General features: G+C 43.4%; 15 protein-coding genes and 1 pseudogene. 10 read left to right on the top strand and 6 right to left on the bottom strand.

The features are described 5' to 3' along the window. The first annotated feature begins 155 nt into the window (after positions 1 to 155). From ubiE to ADJ77_RS08210, 7 genes and pseudogenes are all read left to right on the top strand, one after another. Positions 156 to 890 carry a bifunctional demethylmenaquinone methyltransferase/2-methoxy-6-polyprenyl-1,4-benzoquinol methylase UbiE gene (ubiE, locus tag ADJ77_RS08245; protein ID WP_025077464.1) on the top strand — a complete coding sequence of 245 codons (735 nt, stop codon included), beginning with the start codon at positions 156 to 158 and terminating at the stop codon, positions 888 to 890. Between the two features lie 21 nt (positions 891 to 911). Continuing rightward, positions 912 to 1,664: a shikimate dehydrogenase family protein gene (locus ADJ77_RS08240; RefSeq protein ID WP_050696270.1), complete on the top strand. Its 753-nt coding sequence runs from the start codon at positions 912 to 914 to the stop codon at positions 1,662 to 1,664. 1,274 nt (positions 1,665 to 2,938) lie between these two features. Continuing rightward, positions 2,939 to 6,109 carry a coiled-coil domain-containing protein gene (locus ADJ77_RS08230; protein WP_244148572.1) on the top strand — a complete coding sequence of 1,057 codons (3,171 nt, stop codon included), beginning with the start codon at positions 2,939 to 2,941 and terminating at the stop codon, positions 6,107 to 6,109. A 165-nt stretch (positions 6,110 to 6,274) separates the two neighbouring features. Then, on the top strand, positions 6,275 to 7,066 hold the full coding sequence (locus ADJ77_RS08225; protein ID WP_025077461.1) for an acid phosphatase: 792 nt from the start codon (positions 6,275 to 6,277) through the stop codon (positions 7,064 to 7,066). A gap of 164 nt (positions 7,067 to 7,230) precedes the next feature. Beyond that, positions 7,231 to 8,388 (top strand): OprO/OprP family phosphate-selective porin, encoded by a 1,158-nt coding sequence (locus tag ADJ77_RS08220; protein WP_025077460.1) that lies wholly within the window; start codon positions 7,231 to 7,233, stop codon positions 8,386 to 8,388. A 108-nt stretch (positions 8,389 to 8,496) separates the two neighbouring features. Further along, a pseudogene (locus ADJ77_RS08215) lies at positions 8,497 to 8,682 on the top strand (ATPase); the annotation flags it as partial. A gap of 563 nt (positions 8,683 to 9,245) precedes the next feature. Beyond that, the gene (locus ADJ77_RS08210) at positions 9,246 to 10,535 is read left to right on the top strand and encodes a histidine-type phosphatase (protein ID WP_025077458.1); all 1,290 of its coding nucleotides are present in this window, start codon (positions 9,246 to 9,248) and stop codon (positions 10,533 to 10,535) included. A 120-nt stretch (positions 10,536 to 10,655) separates the two neighbouring features. On the opposite strand, the gene ADJ77_RS08205 is transcribed toward ADJ77_RS08210, so the two are convergent. The 6 genes from ADJ77_RS08205 to ADJ77_RS08180 form a co-directional block, all read right to left on the bottom strand. Further along, positions 10,656 to 11,096 (bottom strand): hypothetical protein, encoded by a 441-nt coding sequence (locus ADJ77_RS08205; protein ID WP_025077457.1) that lies wholly within the window; start codon positions 11,094 to 11,096, stop codon positions 10,656 to 10,658. Positions 11,097 to 11,153: 57 nt separating this feature from the next. Further along, positions 11,154 to 11,684 (bottom strand): flavin reductase family protein, encoded by a 531-nt coding sequence (locus tag ADJ77_RS08200; protein ID WP_025077456.1) that lies wholly within the window; start codon positions 11,682 to 11,684, stop codon positions 11,154 to 11,156. A 394-nt stretch (positions 11,685 to 12,078) separates the two neighbouring features. Next, a complete protein-coding gene (locus ADJ77_RS08195) occupies positions 12,079 to 12,720 on the bottom strand; it encodes a tetratricopeptide repeat protein (protein ID WP_025077455.1) in 642 nt (213 codons plus the stop codon). 4 nt (positions 12,721 to 12,724) lie between these two features. Beyond that, on the bottom strand, positions 12,725 to 13,285 hold the full coding sequence (def, locus tag ADJ77_RS08190; RefSeq protein ID WP_025077454.1) for a peptide deformylase: 561 nt from the start codon (positions 13,283 to 13,285) through the stop codon (positions 12,725 to 12,727). A gap of 57 nt (positions 13,286 to 13,342) precedes the next feature. Next, entirely contained in the window at positions 13,343 to 13,762 is a 420-nt protein-coding gene (gene ruvX / locus ADJ77_RS08185; protein ID WP_025077453.1) for a Holliday junction resolvase RuvX, read from the bottom strand. After that, positions 13,763 to 14,257 (bottom strand): SPOR domain-containing protein, encoded by a 495-nt coding sequence (locus ADJ77_RS08180; protein ID WP_050696269.1) that lies wholly within the window; start codon positions 14,255 to 14,257, stop codon positions 13,763 to 13,765. A 232-nt stretch (positions 14,258 to 14,489) separates the two neighbouring features. Here ADJ77_RS08180 and ADJ77_RS08175 point away from each other — a divergent pair, with 232 nt between their 5' ends. Genes ADJ77_RS08175 through ADJ77_RS08165 form a run of 3 tightly spaced genes read left to right on the top strand, consistent with a single transcriptional unit; the run spans position 14,490 to position 15,379 of the window. Next, complete coding sequence (locus ADJ77_RS08175) at positions 14,490 to 14,705, top strand: YtxH domain-containing protein (protein WP_025077452.1); 216 nt, start codon at positions 14,490 to 14,492, stop codon at positions 14,703 to 14,705. Between the two features lie 10 nt (positions 14,706 to 14,715). Beyond that, positions 14,716 to 15,069, top strand: a complete 354-nt coding sequence (locus ADJ77_RS08170; RefSeq protein WP_025077451.1) for a phage holin family protein — start codon at positions 14,716 to 14,718, stop codon at positions 15,067 to 15,069. A gap of 4 nt (positions 15,070 to 15,073) precedes the next feature. Then, complete coding sequence (locus ADJ77_RS08165; protein ID WP_025077450.1) at positions 15,074 to 15,379, top strand: hypothetical protein; 306 nt, start codon at positions 15,074 to 15,076, stop codon at positions 15,377 to 15,379. Positions 15,380 to 15,992 lie beyond the last annotated feature (613 nt).

Genomic DNA, 15,992 nt, shown 5'->3' with positions numbered 1-15,992 from the left:
CAAATACAAAATTCATAATCCTGAATTCATAATTTTGATTAATATTATTCACTGACAAACATCTAATCTGATATTACCACAATACTTGTGCTATATCCAAAGATGGTAATCATAATTATGAATTTAGGTTTATGAATCATGAACAAAACAAGACAATGTACGACCAGGAGAAGATAAAACCCTATGACGGAGATGGCGAGAAAGGCAAACTCATAGCAGAGATGTTTGACAATATCGCTCCGACTTACGACACACTGAACCACCGTCTCTCAGGAAACATTGACAAAGGATGGCGAAAGAAAGCTATCCGCCAGCTGTTGCCGTTCCGTCCCAAGAAGATGCTTGACATAGCCACAGGAACTGGTGACTTTGCCATTCTTGCCGCCAATGAGCTGAAACCAGAACAACTTATCGGTGCAGATATTTCTGAAGGTATGATGGCTATCGGCCGTGAAAAGGTGAAAGCAGCCGGACTTAGCGAGGTGATTTCCTTCCAGAAGGAGGACTGCCTCAACCTTTCTTTTCCTGACTACACTTTCGATGCTGTGACTGCGGCATTTGGTATCCGCAACTTCCAAAACCTCGACAAAGGGCTTGCCGAAATCTGCCGTGTGCTGAAGAAAGGCGGACATCTTAGCATTGTCGAACTGACCACACCTGTCAGTTTCCCAATGAAACAGCTCTTCCGCATTTATTCCAACACAGTGCTGCTCAACTACGCAAAATTCATTTCCAAGGATAAAAGCGCTTACGAATATCTCAACAAGACGGTCGAGGCATTCCCACAGGGCGAACGGATGATGGAGATATTTCATAAGGCAGGCTTTGCGAAAAGCTCTTTCCGCCGACTGACTTTCGGTATCTGTACGATGTATTTTGCAGAAAAATAATTTATAGAACAAGGTTAAGATATGGACAAATACGGACTTATTGGCTACCCATTGGGGCATTCTTTTTCTATTGGATACTTCAACGAGAAGTTTGATAACGAGCACATTAATGCTCGATACATCAATTTCGAAATCCCATCAATAGATAATTTTATCGAGGTTGTCGACTCCAACCCCGAACTGCGTGGACTGAATGTGACCATCCCCTACAAGGAACAGGTCATCCCCTACCTTGACAGTCTCAGCCCAGAAGCAAAAGCCATTGGTGCCGTGAATGTTATCCGTGTCACACACAAGGGCAACAAGACACTGTTAAAAGGCTTCAACAGTGATGTGATTGGTTTTACCCGCAGCATTGAACCTCTGCTTGAACGGCATCATAAGAAGGCTCTTATCCTCGGCACTGGCGGTGCTTCAAAGGCAATCAACTATGGATTGAAGTCGCTCGGATTGGAAACGAAGTTCGTATCTCGCACGAAGCGGTCTGATACTTTGACCTATGATGAGATTACCCCGAAGTTAATCCGAGAGTATAATGTCATCATCAACTGCACCCCGCTTGGCATGTATCCGAACACAGAGGTATGTCCTGCCCTCCCTTATGAGGCTATGGACGGCCATACACTTCTTTATGACCTGCTTTACAACCCGGACGAAACACTGTTCATGGCAAAAGGTCGCGAACGTGGCGCAGTTGTAAAGAATGGGCTTGAGATGCTTCTTCTGCAGGCTTTCGCAAGCTGGGAATTCTGGAACGGGGAAGAACAGCGATAGCTTTTCCAGGAAGTAAGAAGAATTTGCAGTAGTTTCTTTAGGCTGATGAAAAACAAAGACGGGGACAGTTGACTTTTTCAACTGTCCCCGTCTTTATTATAAACTCCTGCAAATCAGTATTGTAACACAATCAATACAACTATCGGAAAGATTAAAGTTATAGACCTGACAGACAAAGAGCATCTACAGTTGGAAGAGGGCTTACGCCATGGCAAGAGCCATGCCTTCCGTATGCTTTGCCGTGCCTGCCATACTGTTGAAGTCCAACGGTCTGACATCAAGAGAAGTCGGGGCGCAAACTGAAATGACACACATATCGGTCAACTCATAGGTGAAGCGGCTTGTATAAAAGCTGTCATTATGTATCTTTATAGTGACCCAAACAACGTTTTTGTACAAATATTTCAAAACGTGAAATCAAACTGATGCTCTTCTGGCTTTGAAAAGACGCCCAATTGGCTTGCAATAGATGCCCTTTTGAGGTCCAACTAACGCCCTTTTGAACCCTAACTAACGCCCTTTTGAAACAAGACTGTACAAACATCTGATTCACTGTAGGTTACAACGTTGCTGAAATCTGTCATTTTTGCACGTCTTTTTGAGCCTGACAGCTGCACAATTGTCAAGATATTTCCAATGTATTTCTTTTGTATCTCACAGGGTACAAGCGAACAGTTGCAAATTTAGATAAAAGCCTTGTTGTCTCAATGATATGGATTTAGAAATGAAGAACACTTCACTTTGAGGCTATATCCATGTATATGCGTAGAGGCGTCTACGCATTTAACGGAAAGCCCCCCCTATAAACAGCCACGCTACAGGCTTACGTGCAAACACATGGATACCAAACCGAGCGATGAAAGACAAGCGATTATCGTGAAAAGCGCAGCTCCTACCCTACCAGAACTATGGCTCTTCCGGAATTTGGAGTGATGCGATGATGTCCTTTATGCCACTTGTTAGTAAAGAAAATTTGTAAATAGTTCATTATAAGCGTTTTGTAGCGTGTATAACCCATGTGATACAACAACAACTTTCGTAACCTTTAAATTAGTACTTTGTATTCTTTAATATCAGTAAACAAAGGGGATATAAAAGTATATAAATTATAAATGTTATTGATAATCAGATATTAAACACTATCACTCCAAATTCCTGAAGACCCAGAACTATTACTGGCAAGACGAAAAAACGGATTACAAGGAAAAGTATCAACCATGATTTGCAGTTTATAAACAAAGAAATCATTATCTTTGCAAACAAAGAAGAAACTAATGGCTATAAAAGACAATAAAAGGAACAAGAGCCTTCTTCTTGTGGGTTGGTTCTGCACGTTATTACTACTTGTCGTCACGAGCTGCAAGGAAACAACAGCTTCCAGGTCGCTATCGGAGAGGGAATTCCACTACGATGAACGGCTGTCTGCCCTATCCACTGACAAGAATGGATATTGGATCGGGGGTGAGACGGGTGTTGTATGGCATGTCAAGGGACAAAACCGAAAACGCTTTTATACCGGGTTGGACCGCATCTATGACATTGAACGCGACCCGCTCCGCACAAACAGGATATGGATTGCTGCACGTAATGAAGGACTACAACTATGGAATATGGTTGGTGACACGCTCATCCATGAGGCGACATTTAACATACCATGCAAAGGCAACCGATATTCCCCCTATGACATTGACATCATAGACAGCAGTCTGCTTGTTGCCACTTCCCAGGGTCTCTTCTCCATGCCGCTCGATTACCGGCAGCAAGGACTCAAAGCAGTTTATCCTACTAATGGCAGCTGCACTGACCAGGAGGGAAAACCTTTTCTGGTGAACCAGCTTTGTCATGCGGGAGATCAGTGGCTATTTGCAGCAACACAGGCTGGACTGGCAAGTATAAACTTAGTTTCACAAAAGACAGCACTCCGTCACAAAGGTGAGAACATACGCAACGTTGCCATCTATGATGGTAAACTACATATCCTTTCTGACAAACAGCTTACAATAGAACAGCTTGACGGAAACAATGCCAAGACATTTCCACTACCCCAACCCGTACTATCATTCTACAAAGCAGGTGCCACACACTATTTCATAACCGCATCAAGCATCCTGCTGTCTGATAACTTAGAGCGTTTTGTCAGTATTCCTTTAAGAAACAACATTCCAGATAATCCGCACAAGATATCCATTCCCGATGATGGAAATGGATTTTCCATTCTCCTCACAAAGAATGCAGTATGGCGTATCCCCCACCATCTCGGCTTCTTCAATGCCAATCCGCCAGTCATTGCTGCATGTTCGGCAGGCAACGACTTCTTCTATGTAAACAACCGACATGAACTGTTTCGCCAAAAAGCCGGAGAGCAAACAGCAACCAAGATATACGACTTTGAAAATGACGAGCTCCCAAAAGAGATGTATGCCAAAGGGGATGACATTTATTACTACAACACCAACAACCAGCTTTGCAGACTGACCGTCGGCAACCACTACCTCACCAATCAGCTCTTCGCGCGCCCGGATGTACTCGCACAGCCCAAGACACGCATCACGTCAATGGCACTTCAAGCCCCACAGGGCAGAATACTGCTTGGTGTACAGGACTATTTGCTGTCTATCGACTTGAAAAACAACAAGACCGACACCGTGAGTGCGATGAACAACAAATATGCAACGGCTTTCCATCAGACACAGAACAGCGAAGACATATATATAGCCACGCTCAATCATGGTGTGTTCGTAGAGAATGACAAACAGATACAGAGTGTTGCAGGAACACAGAACAAGGTGTTTATCAGCAGCCTGCTTACTTACGGTCAGCAACATCCTCACCTGCTCCTGCTCACCAACCACCACCTGCAGATTCAAGGTTCAGACTCTGTCAGAGCCGATGGATGCAGCAGGATGTTCTGCATCAATGACAGCGTTGTCTACACTATACCGGAAGCTGGCATACACAAGTACAAGATAAAAAACGGTCGTCTGATTGATTGCGGCAGTCTCTTTGCAGACATTCACTTCAATGCACAGGCAGGATTTGTACACAACAACACCTTGCATATCGGTTCCGACCTCGGCATTCTGCAGTTGGAACCCGGGAAGGAAGATGCAACCAAGTGGGTTACCTTTGATGACAAGGTACCCAGCCTGCAGCTTATCGGTATCGTCATATTCACAGTCATCTTCATCATCTGTATCATTTTCATCAGTTATCGCCGTCATCGGACATTGACATACCGCCAGCTTCAGATGAGCAAAGACGACCTTCACCGTCGTCTGGCAGCCTTGGATACCTTAAAGAACAGGCTGACTAAAGCCGAACGCAATGCCATAGACAGCATCGGCGATGAGATTGACAGTATTAACATCAGCTCACAAAGCCTGCATGCCAACAACGAACAGTTTAAGACACTATCAACCCGTATCGCCCAACTGAACAGAGACACAGCCCTCCAAATGGTAAAATACCTGAACGAACAGATAGGGCGTATTCAGCAGTTCGAGGTCTACGAACGTGACATACTGATACATGAATCAGAAGAAGCACGCAATACTGACAAGATTGAAGTCATCATAGAACAATGCCGAAGGAATGAGGTATGGATCAACCATATACAGGAGTTGAAGGAACGACTTGAGAAGTTTCATCGTTCAACCCAGGATACACTTGTGCTGAAGGGGTTGAATGACGGAATGAAAGAGCGCATCCAATATATTATTAATGAATGCAAGCTGCGCCCGATGGCAGAAGTATATACTGACTTTATCGCTGTCAAAACACAATACGAGAATATCTTTACACCAGAAGGATTGAAGACCATCCGTAACTACATATCCGACAGCATCAATTATCTGCAACAGCAGGAAGGGTATGAGTTGATGACAAAAGCCTTGCTGGATGAATTGCAGTCAATAGAAAAAGATGTCTACAACCGTGACCGCATAGTCCTTCTCCGTCTGTTGCAGACAATCGATGACCGGATGACGCAGATTCAACAATTGAAAACACTGCAGCAGCTCATGCAGGAATATACATCCGTGCACGATAGTGTCATACAGGAGAACGAGGAGCGACGAATGAAGAAGTTCAACTCAAAGCTCTTCGCCGACATTGAATCAGCCACCCGAAATATTACAGACCGCATATCTGAAACTTCAGACCTCTTTTTCAAGAAGTTTGTTGCTACTGACAAAGAGGTGTGTGAGGGAATATTTCATTTCACGGCAGCCAGCAGCCAGCAGGTACGTGTGCTTATATTGCTATTGGCAATGCCCCGTGTAAAGCGCACACTCCTACCGGGCATGTTAGGTATCTACGGAAACCTTAACCCTGTTGTCAGTCGGCTCTATCATAGCAAAATCGGCGACAACAACACTGCTCTCACAGAATATTGCAGGCAAAATCCGGCAAGTATAGTGCATTATATCTTAAAATTATCAGAATAAAGCTAATCTTTGAAAATCAGCAAGTTAACAATAGTTGCATCCTATTATTTCGTGTAAATAACAGGATGCAACTATTTTATAGCCAACATTTTCCTACCTTTGCAACAACAAATAACTATCTTGCTTAGAATTAAACAGCTTTATATAACTTAAAAAAATCAACCAATGACAAAGAAAACCTTATTAGTCGGTTTGCTGGCAATGTTTTCAGTAACCACTTTCGCACAGACAGCTGCAACGAAAATCAAAGATGTCCGTACGAAACCTGACCTCTTCTTCCTTCAGGACGGCCAGCAGGCAAGTTCACTCGACCTTCTTCCAGCTCCTCCACAGCCTGGCAGCATACAATTCTTATATGATGAAGCACAGTACCAGTGGGGTAAGATGCAACGCAACACTCCTCGTGGCGACCAGGCAGCATCAGACGCACGTGTAGGTGGTGACGGTGTTCCTAACGCTTTCTCAGAGGCATTCGGTATAAAAATCAGCAAAGAGACAACTCCAGAAATCTATAAGCTCGTGCTGAACATGCGTGAGGATGCAGGTGACCTGGCAACACGTAGTGCAAAGAATCACTATATGCGTGTTCGTCCATTTGCTTTCTATAAGGAAATGACCTGTAACCCAGAGCAGCAGCAGGAACTGTCAACCAACGGTTCTTTCCCGTCCGGTCATACAGCAATCGGTTGGGCTACAGCTCTCGTACTCGCTGAAATCAACATTGACCGTCAGAATGAAATCCTTGAACGTGGTTACCAGATGGGACAGAGCCGTGTCATCTGCGGTTATCACTGGCAGAGTGATGTGGATGCAGCACGCATCGTAAGTGCAGCAGTTGTAGCACGCCTCCATGCTGACCCAGCATTCCAGGAGCAGTTGGCAAAAGCAAAGAAAGAATTTGCTAAGCTGCAGAAGGAGGGCAAGGTTGCCAAGAGTACTTTCAAGGCATCAAACTAATCTCAAGGAGTTAAGCACGGGCAAGGAAAGCTAAAACAGCAGCTTTGTTTCCAAATGGTCTGTATTCACATCTGAAGTAGTTGCTTAACTCTTTACAACTCTCTTAACTTCATAACTCAAAAAAGAAAAAACCTAATATTAATATAGATAATATACATACGTCTATGAAAAGAATTATCCTTATTGCAACCTGCGGATTGATGGTTTGCGTAGGTGCCTTCGCTCAGGAAGATGAGACGAAGTTGATTGTTAAACCATCTGGTCGTATCCTTATGGATGCAGGTGTGATGCACTCAACAGACGATGCACTCAATGACAAACTCAATGATGGTGTTGCCATTCCAGACTTCCGTGTCGGCTTAGGCGCAACATACGGAAAGTGGAAAGCAAAGATTGATGTTGGCTATGCTCGCCAGAATCTTTCTCTGAAGGACATCAACATCGACTATAACTTCGATAAGGAGAACCTGGTCCGTATGGGTTACTTCGTCCATCAGTATGGTCTGCAGAGTGGTACATCATCAAGTTTCAAGATTTCAATGGAAGAGCCTCTGGCAAGTCAGGCTTTCTTCAACAGCCGTCTGCTTGGTGCCATGTACGTTCACGCTGGCGAGAAATTCCACGCCACAGCATCTGTTTTTGCAGAGAATGATGCCATGAAGATGACTTCTGACAAGCTCGGCAATGAGGCATGGGGTGCAATGACACGACTGGTATGGCGTCCTATGACAGAACGCGGAAACATTTTCCACGTTGGCATCAGCGGTGCTTACGAGTCACCACGTTACAACAAGAATGCTGCTATCAGCCACAAGTCATACACATTGAAGGCTCCATTCCCAACACGTATTGCAAGCGTATCGGCACAGGAGGCAACCATCACTGACGCTACCGCACTGTGGAAGTTCTCTCCAGAAATGAACTACGCTTGTGGAAACTTCGGTCTTGAGGCACAGTACTTCTATGTTGGCATCAAGCGTGAAAACGCCTTGCCAAACTATAGCGCATGGGGTGCATACGGTAACGTACGCTATCTGCTCAACGGTCAGGGTTATACATACACCAAGGCCAATGCTGGTATTGCTACCCCAGACCCAGGCTCAATGGAGGTTGTTGCATCTTACAACTATTCAACATTAACTGACAAGGATGCCAATATTTATGGTGGTAAGGTCAGCGACTGGTCATTGACCTTCAACTACTATCTGAACAAGTACATGATCTGGCGTGTACGTGGCTCTATCACACGTGCAACAGAGAATTCTGCATTCAACGACAACACATTCTCTATCCTTGAGACACGTCTGCAGATTAAATTCTAAAGAACTTTCATAATTAATAATTATGATTACTCTTGTGAATTCATAATTCATAACATTGCTGTCCGATAAAACTTGAATAGCATACGCTCCAATGCGGAATCTATATTATTAACTGACAAGGATGCCAATATTTATGGTGGTAAGGTCAGCGACTGGTCATTGACCTTCAACTACTATCTGAACAAGTACATGATCTGGCGTGTACGTGGCTCTATCACACGTGCAACAGAGAATTCTGCATTCAACGACAACACATTCTCTATCCTTGAGACACGTCTGCAGATTAAATTCTAAAGAACTTTCATAATTAATAATTATGATTACTCTTGTGAATTCATAATTCATAACAATGCTGTCCGATAAAACTTGAATAGCATACGCTCCAATGCGGAATCTATATTAAACAGACAATATCGCATTGGATTTGGGAAAGTAAGCCTTTTAATAAAATAAGGCGTATTTGCTTATGGCAATACTAACTCTTTTCTGACAACAAGTTGCTTCTACACCGACAACATACAGCAAGATGTTCAGCACTCGACACCATTGGTGTTTACCAACAACACCACTTGTGCTGGACAACAACACATCGGCTGAAGATGGGAAGAGAAGTTTATTATTCTCACTATAGAATATATAGTAAGACACTGATAGCCATATTGTATGGGGAAGTTTTATCGGACACCAATAAACTCATATCTCAAAATTCATAATTATGATTACTATCGTTGCTAACTGCGGAATTCATATCAGCAACTAACTACTGACAGATCGTCTCCCTCCTTTATAGCAAACACTGGCAATCATAATTGTGAATTTTGAACTAAAATCAAACATAAACCTAAAACACAGCTACAATGAGAAAACTTAATTCACTCTTCATCCTTCTGGTGCTGACTATCGTTTGCCCATCATTGGCACAGGCGCAGCTTCAACGTTCTGATGCTTTCAAAGGAAAATATAAGTTGAAAGAAGTCGTCATCCTCTCTCGTCATAACATACGCTCACCGCTGTCTACCAATGGTTCTACATTGAGCAAGATGACTCCTCACGAGTGGACTGACTGGTCATCAGCTGCCAGCGAACTAACACTCAGAGGTGGTGTCCTTGAGACAGAGATGGGACAGTTCTTCCGTAAATGGACCATCGATGCAGGATTGTTCAAGGATAATCATGTACCGACAATTGACGAGGTGAGCCTCTATGCCAATTCCATGCAGCGTTGTATTGCCACAGCACAATACTTCTCTGGTGGCTTTATGCCTGTAGCCAATCTGCGTGTAAACCACCGCTACGTACCATCAAAGATGGACCCTGTATTCTTCCCACGTCTCACCAAGAGCACTGAGGCTTTCCGTACCGAGGCTATGAAGCAGATCAATGCCATGGGTGGCAAGGAAGGACTCGTTGGAATAAACAAGGGTTTGAACGACAGCTACGACATCATTGCCAAGGTTTTGGATTTGAAGCAGAGCGAATACTACAAGAAAGGTGAAGTAAAGGATTTCGTTAATAATGACACCCGGATTACGCTCGAACTCAACCAGGAACCAGGCATGAAGGGGTCTTTGAAGAATGCTAACTCGGCCTCTGATGCGTTTATTCTTCAGTATTATGAAGAGCCTGACGCCATAAAAGCAGGCTTCGGACATAAACTCACACTTGACGAATGGACGAAGATTGCAAAGGTAAAGGACGTATATGGTGATGTACTTTTCACAGCTCCGATCGTGGCTGTAAACGTGGCTCACCCACTTCTGCAGTATATGTACGACGAGCTGAATGCCAAAGACCGCAAGTTTACATTCCTCTGTGGACACGATTCAAACATTGCAAGCGTAGATGCAGCACTTGGTGTTGAAGAGTATTCACTACCTAACTCTATCGAGAAAAAGACCCCTATCGGCTCTAAACTTGTGTTTGAGAAGTGGGTTGACGCTGCAGGAAAGGCTTATATAGCCATAAACCTTGTATATCAGAGCACTGACCAGCTTAAACAGATGTCCCTACTCGACCTCCAGCATGCTCCACAGGTTTTCTCTCTGAAACTGAAAGGTCTCAGCCAGAATGCTGATGGACTATACACCTTCGATGACATCAATGCACGTTTCCTTCAGGCTATCCGTGCATACGACGATATTAAATAAGTTGACGAGTAAACGAGTAGACAAGTAAACGAGGTGCTTGCATAAAAAAATATGTTCTTATCATGACACATAATCTTTTATTACAAGCACCTCGTTTACTTGTCTACTCGTTTACTTTTTTTAATCAACGGGTCTACCATATTTATACATTGTATACCCATCCGTCCCTTTCCCCTCCCCTACATATCTGAAAGAAGAAGGAAAGGCTCCTTTTACAATAGACTCTGTAGCATACTCATAACCGTATGTATCAGCATCAGCACATATTATACGCAAAGGATAGTAAACATTATTCTTATCCTTAGCGTAGTTCCCCATACCATCAATAGTTTCTTTATTCACATAGAAACTGTTAATATCAATACTCTCCATTGGCTTAACATACTTGACAAGGATAGCCGAGTCACCTAAGGCTGCATAAATCCTATCATTATATCGCCAATAAAAACCTATTCGTTCATTCTCTTTCAACTGCATCCAGCATCCCTGTTCTTTATAGTCCCCATAAGGCTTACACGAAGAAAGGAAGAACAGGATAACAAAACATCCTCCTATTTTCATAACCATATTATGGCTTATTCTATTTAGGTAGAATACTGCCAAACACAAATTAAACAATCACAATCTGTTAAGATACTCATCATCACGCACCAGAACCTTCTCAATCTTGCCGACATACATTGTATGAAAGTCATTAGCTGGATAAGCCTGCTTGAGAACATCCTTATCTATGAAACCGCTTGCCTGCAGTTCGGCTGCATACTCTTTCTTGCAGACAAGCACCAACTTGGCTTCCTTGAAATAGACGCTGTTGTCAGCAAATACTTTTGTAAGTCCACTCTTCCCTATCTTGTCCTCATCACGACCTGAAACAGAACCGAGATAAGCCATTTGCTTCTTGAAAGACGAATCCATTACACAAAGCGTAAAATACTCTTCCTTGTCTACAAAGGTCTTTGTAAAGCGACTGGGACGTATATAGACAACCGCTGTCGGATCATTATGTCCCCAAAGACAGCCAAGATGTCCCCAGCTAATGGTCATCGTGTTACACCCATCCTGCTCATTACCCGCAGAGAGCAGCATCCATTCCTTGCCTAAAAGGTTGAACGGGTTGAACCTCAAATCTTTATAATCAATTTCTTTCATCCTAAGTATTTTTTAGATAAATGTATGCAACATAAAACAGTTACTGAATGCAAAAGTAAGACTTTTATACCTTTAGACAATAACCTTTAAGAAAAATCTTCAGATAAAATAACATAATAACAGGGAAACAATAATGACGGAATAATATAAAATTCTATCAAAGACAGAATAACATAAAGATATGGATACTACAAGGAAACAATAGTATAATGTGCTATCATAGCCAGAGTAACAAATGAATGTAGTTCTATAAGTAATAGATTTCTTACACTATAATCCTATCAAGATTTGTAAGCAATCCCAAAAGGCAGAACTATATTCCTCTGTTACCATAGAATGAAACCTTGTGAGAATATAAAATACGCATTGACATTTATACTACCAACAACCCTTCCTAACGTGGCAAATGCAGAAGGGGCTTATTCCTCATAGGATTCTGCTTGTCGTCGCTCTCTACACGAAGGCTGGGGAGTTTATAGGTTTGAAAATTGTTAGCTTTCGTTGGTTGCTGCTTTGGCTTCCTACCTGCAGCAATGTCGGCACGTAGCTGGATGGCAGCATCAAAAGACTTCCACCGTTTGAGGATATAATCCAACTGCTGAAAAGCAGCCTTGCTATCGCCCACCTGATAGAGACAATAGGCGCGATTAAACCAGTAATCGCGGTTATCGGGAGCTATATCAAGGGCATGGGTATAAGCTATGATGGCACTGTCGTAACGCTCCACACGTATGCTGGTCATGCCATAAAGCTCGTAAATGTCAGCAATATAAGGCTGCAAGGTCAAAGCACGGCGACAGTCATCACCAGCACCCTTGTAGTCTTCAAGGTGATACTTTGACAATGCCATCAAATACCACGCCTCGTAGAGGTTTGGCTTGAGGGCAACAATACGGGAGAAAATCTGCATGGAAGTAACGTAGTATCCCTGGTCGAGCGTCCGCCTCCCCTCCTCCATCATCTTCTTGATGTTATACTGGGCAGCGGACGGCAATGCCAACAGGCATAGCAAGGACACTACGATACCACGCAACATAGGCTTACCTGCGTGGAGCCTTCACACGGTAATGGCATCGGATCTTACCCTGCAAGAGGGCTTTGAGCTTGCTGCTGATCATCTGCTTGCGGAATGGCGAGAGACGGTCAGTGAACACACGACCTTCAAGATGGTCGAACTCGTGCTGGATGACACGGGCAAGATAGCCATCAATCCACTCCTCATGCTCGACAAGATTCTCGTCAAGATACTTCACATAGATGCGCTTTGCACGTGTAACAGCCTCGTGAATACCAGGCAGGGAAAGGCACCCCTCTTCCATCGTCTCAGTCTCGGAGTCATCAAATTCAAGGATGTGCCCGTTGATGAACGCATGGCGGAAGTCCTTGTACTCAGGGAATGTATCAGAAAGAACATCCAAGTCAATGACAACCACACGAATAGACTTGCCTATCTGTGGTGCAGCCAACCCGACGCCATCGCTGGCAGTGTTGGTCTCAAACATGTTCTGAATCAGCTCCTGAAGGTTCGGATAATCGAGGGGAATATCCTCGGCTACCTTACGCAGCACCGGCTGACCGTATGTGTAAATGGGTAATACCATATTTGTTTGTCTTTATTCTTAATTTAGTCCGACAAGGGTAAACGGGGACTTGCCGATCTAAAGCCCCTTTGACCTCATGTAATCCTGAAGGATGATAGTTGCTGAAATCTCATCAACAAGCCCCTTGTCCTCACGGCGTGCCTTCTTCTTCACACCACCGGCAATCATCGCCTGATGGGCAATGACCGATGTAAACCGTTCGTCATAATAATCAATGGGCAACTCAGGGTGCGCCTTACGCCAACGGTTGACAAACTGCTCAACACGGGCAAGGTTCTCGCTCGGCTTGCCATTGGGCTGCATCGGCTTGCCAATGACAAGCTGACTGACCGTTTCCTTTGCCGTATATTGCGTAAGAAACTCGAAAAGTTCAGACGTAGCAACAGTCGCCAACCCATTGGCAATGATGCACAATGGGTCGGTGACTGCCAATCCCGTACGTTTCTTTCCGTAATCTATCGCTAAGATTCTGCTCATTTAACGAGAGTAGAGCAACCAAGCATCAGCATATGTAGCACGAAGCTGATTGCGGCTCTGAACGGCAGAAGCCTTACTGTCAAAAGTTTCAGCAACAACACGGTACATACTATTACCAGCATTGTAAGCTACCTGAGCATTATAACCGGCATTCTTCAGACGCTGCTGCAAGCCATAAGCGTTAGACTTAACACCGAATGAACCAACAACTACGCTGTAAGATCTCAGACCTGCTCCGTCGACAACAGAAACAGTCTCAGTGCGAACAGGTACATTGTCATAATTGTCAACAACAGGAGCCTGAGTAACAGGCTGTGTCTCCACAGGTGCAACAACAGCCTCCTGCTGAGATGAATTGTCGTAATTATCTGTAGAGCTCTGCTCCTGAGCCTTTGCCTTCTCGTAAGCCTTCTTGTATGCACTCTCGCTTGATTTGCAACCAGTGAAAGCCATCGCAACACACATAGCTGCTCCCAAAACCATAAACTTCTTCATAATCTCTTAGTTATTTATTGATTATACTTTTAATTTACTACATCAATTATCGTGCGAAGTTACGAAATAAGAAGCAGAAGTAAAAAAATAACGCCTCTAAAGTTTGTTAAATAAAGTATTTGCAAGTTTTTTAACACAAAATACACTTATATGTGTTGCTGATATGCAAAAGTTTGATTATATTTGCCATTGATAAAGGTTAAGTTTTTACTAACAACAAAAAATAAGAATTATGAAGACATTAGGTTACATTGGCGCATTCCTCTGTGGTAGCATCACGGGCGCAGCTCTCGGACTCCTGTTGGCTCCAGAGAAGGGAACTGATACACGTACAAAGATTGCTGACGCTGTTGATGATTTCTGCAAGAAACACGACATCAAGCTCAGCCGCAAGGAAGCTGACGAGTTCGTAGAAGATATCAAGGACGCAGCTGCAGAAGTTATCTAATTCATAGAGGATGTTCTCAAACGACAAGAACGTAGAAACAATAGCACAGCTTATTGAGGTGCTGAAACATTACATCGGGCTTCAAACAGAATACGTGAAGCTCGATGTAATTGAAAAGGTGGTGCGCCTGCTGACGGTGATTACCGTGGTGACAGTATTCTGCATCATCCTCCTCATATCACTTATATACCTCTCCTTTGCTGCGGTTTATGCACTGCAGACTCTGGTGGGTTCACTCATCTGGGCTTTCCTCATCGTCGGCGGTGGCTATCTGCTACTGCTTTTCATCTTTATCTTACTACGTCATAAACTCATTGAACGTCCGTTAGTAAGGTTCCTGGGAAGTCTCTTAACGTCAAAATAGGCTTATGACTGAACAGACTACTCTCTTTAATTCCAATTATAAGTCACTGGACGAGATACGCCTTCGTAAGGCACAGCTGCGTACCGACCTGACCAAGGACAGCAACAAGATTGCCGGGTTGTGGAATGAACTCATGCATAAGCCGAAAGACAAAAATACACCTACACAACGCTTCTCGGGTGTGATCAGCACTGGCGCAGGTGTTTTGGACGGACTTATCCTTGGCTGGAAGCTCTACCGCAAGTTTGGAGGAAAACAACCTGCCGGTGTCTTGAACAAGAAATTCAGCCTGTTCAAGAAAAAGAAATAAGGGTCAAGTTGACGAGTAAACGAGTTGACAAGTAAACAAGTTAACAGGTAACAGTGCTGGGCGCGAAGTTTTGGTTTAACTCCTTCTAACTCCAGACAACTCATAAAACAAAATTGTCATCTAAACTCTTCTCACTCCTTTAACCTCTTGCCAATAAATCAAAAGCAGACGTATTAAAAGTAAACATTGCATTTTAACACGTCTGTTTTCTTATTTTCAAATATACTATCATGAAAACAAACCAACTCATCAGAAGGGGTTTTGCAATAATATTTCCTCTATCAAAATGATGCTGATGGTAAATACCACTCTAACTAAACACTAATTGACGTCCAACAGGTGCTTAATTGAAGACTAAGTGATGCTTAATTGATGTCAAACTAAGTATACCCTTCGTTCCATAATGATGTAACCATCTGGTTATCTAAAACTAAAATAGCATACACATAGCCCTTTTACATCCTCTGTCTTTAGGTTCATCCGTTAAATGAGTGGACACTTTTCGTATAGCTTTAACGAAAGAACCGGAGTTATTTATTAAATAAAAACATAGCCAAGACTGTCTTGGCTGTCTACTTTATTATCATCCTCCGATGCAGGAAACCTTTTCATG

Origin of the sequence: Prevotella fusca JCM 17724, from assembly GCF_001262015.1 — a bacterium.
Lineage (GTDB): Bacteria > Bacteroidota > Bacteroidia > Bacteroidales > Bacteroidaceae > Prevotella > Prevotella fusca.
Note: the sequence above shows the minus strand (reverse complement) of the source record. Positions and strands in the feature narration are given on the sequence as shown.

What these genes read in the sequence shown, in the direction of transcription:
- ubiE (WP_025077464.1), top strand. Translation starts at nt 156, where the DNA reads ATGTACGACCAGGAGAAGATAAAACCCTATGACGGAGATGGCGAGAAA.
- ADJ77_RS08240 (WP_050696270.1), top strand. Translation starts at nt 912, where the DNA reads ATGGACAAATACGGACTTATTGGCTACCCATTGGGGCATTCTTTTTCT.
- ADJ77_RS08230 (WP_244148572.1), top strand. Translation starts at nt 2,939, where the DNA reads ATGGCTATAAAAGACAATAAAAGGAACAAGAGCCTTCTTCTTGTGGGT.
- ADJ77_RS08225 (WP_025077461.1), top strand. Translation starts at nt 6,275, where the DNA reads ATGACAAAGAAAACCTTATTAGTCGGTTTGCTGGCAATGTTTTCAGTA.
- ADJ77_RS08220 (WP_025077460.1), top strand. Translation starts at nt 7,231, where the DNA reads ATGAAAAGAATTATCCTTATTGCAACCTGCGGATTGATGGTTTGCGTA.
- ADJ77_RS08210 (WP_025077458.1), top strand. Translation starts at nt 9,246, where the DNA reads ATGAGAAAACTTAATTCACTCTTCATCCTTCTGGTGCTGACTATCGTT.
- ADJ77_RS08205 (WP_025077457.1), bottom strand. Translation starts at nt 11,096, where the DNA reads ATGAAAATAGGAGGATGTTTTGTTATCCTGTTCTTCCTTTCTTCGTGT.
- ADJ77_RS08200 (WP_025077456.1), bottom strand. Translation starts at nt 11,684, where the DNA reads ATGAAAGAAATTGATTATAAAGATTTGAGGTTCAACCCGTTCAACCTT.
- ADJ77_RS08195 (WP_025077455.1), bottom strand. Translation starts at nt 12,720, where the DNA reads ATGTTGCGTGGTATCGTAGTGTCCTTGCTATGCCTGTTGGCATTGCCG.
- def (WP_025077454.1), bottom strand. Translation starts at nt 13,285, where the DNA reads ATGGTATTACCCATTTACACATACGGTCAGCCGGTGCTGCGTAAGGTA.
- ruvX (WP_025077453.1), bottom strand. Translation starts at nt 13,762, where the DNA reads ATGAGCAGAATCTTAGCGATAGATTACGGAAAGAAACGTACGGGATTG.
- ADJ77_RS08180 (WP_050696269.1), bottom strand. Translation starts at nt 14,257, where the DNA reads ATGAAGAAGTTTATGGTTTTGGGAGCAGCTATGTGTGTTGCGATGGCT.
- ADJ77_RS08175 (WP_025077452.1), top strand. Translation starts at nt 14,490, where the DNA reads ATGAAGACATTAGGTTACATTGGCGCATTCCTCTGTGGTAGCATCACG.
- ADJ77_RS08170 (WP_025077451.1), top strand. Translation starts at nt 14,716, where the DNA reads ATGTTCTCAAACGACAAGAACGTAGAAACAATAGCACAGCTTATTGAG.
- ADJ77_RS08165 (WP_025077450.1), top strand. Translation starts at nt 15,074, where the DNA reads ATGACTGAACAGACTACTCTCTTTAATTCCAATTATAAGTCACTGGAC.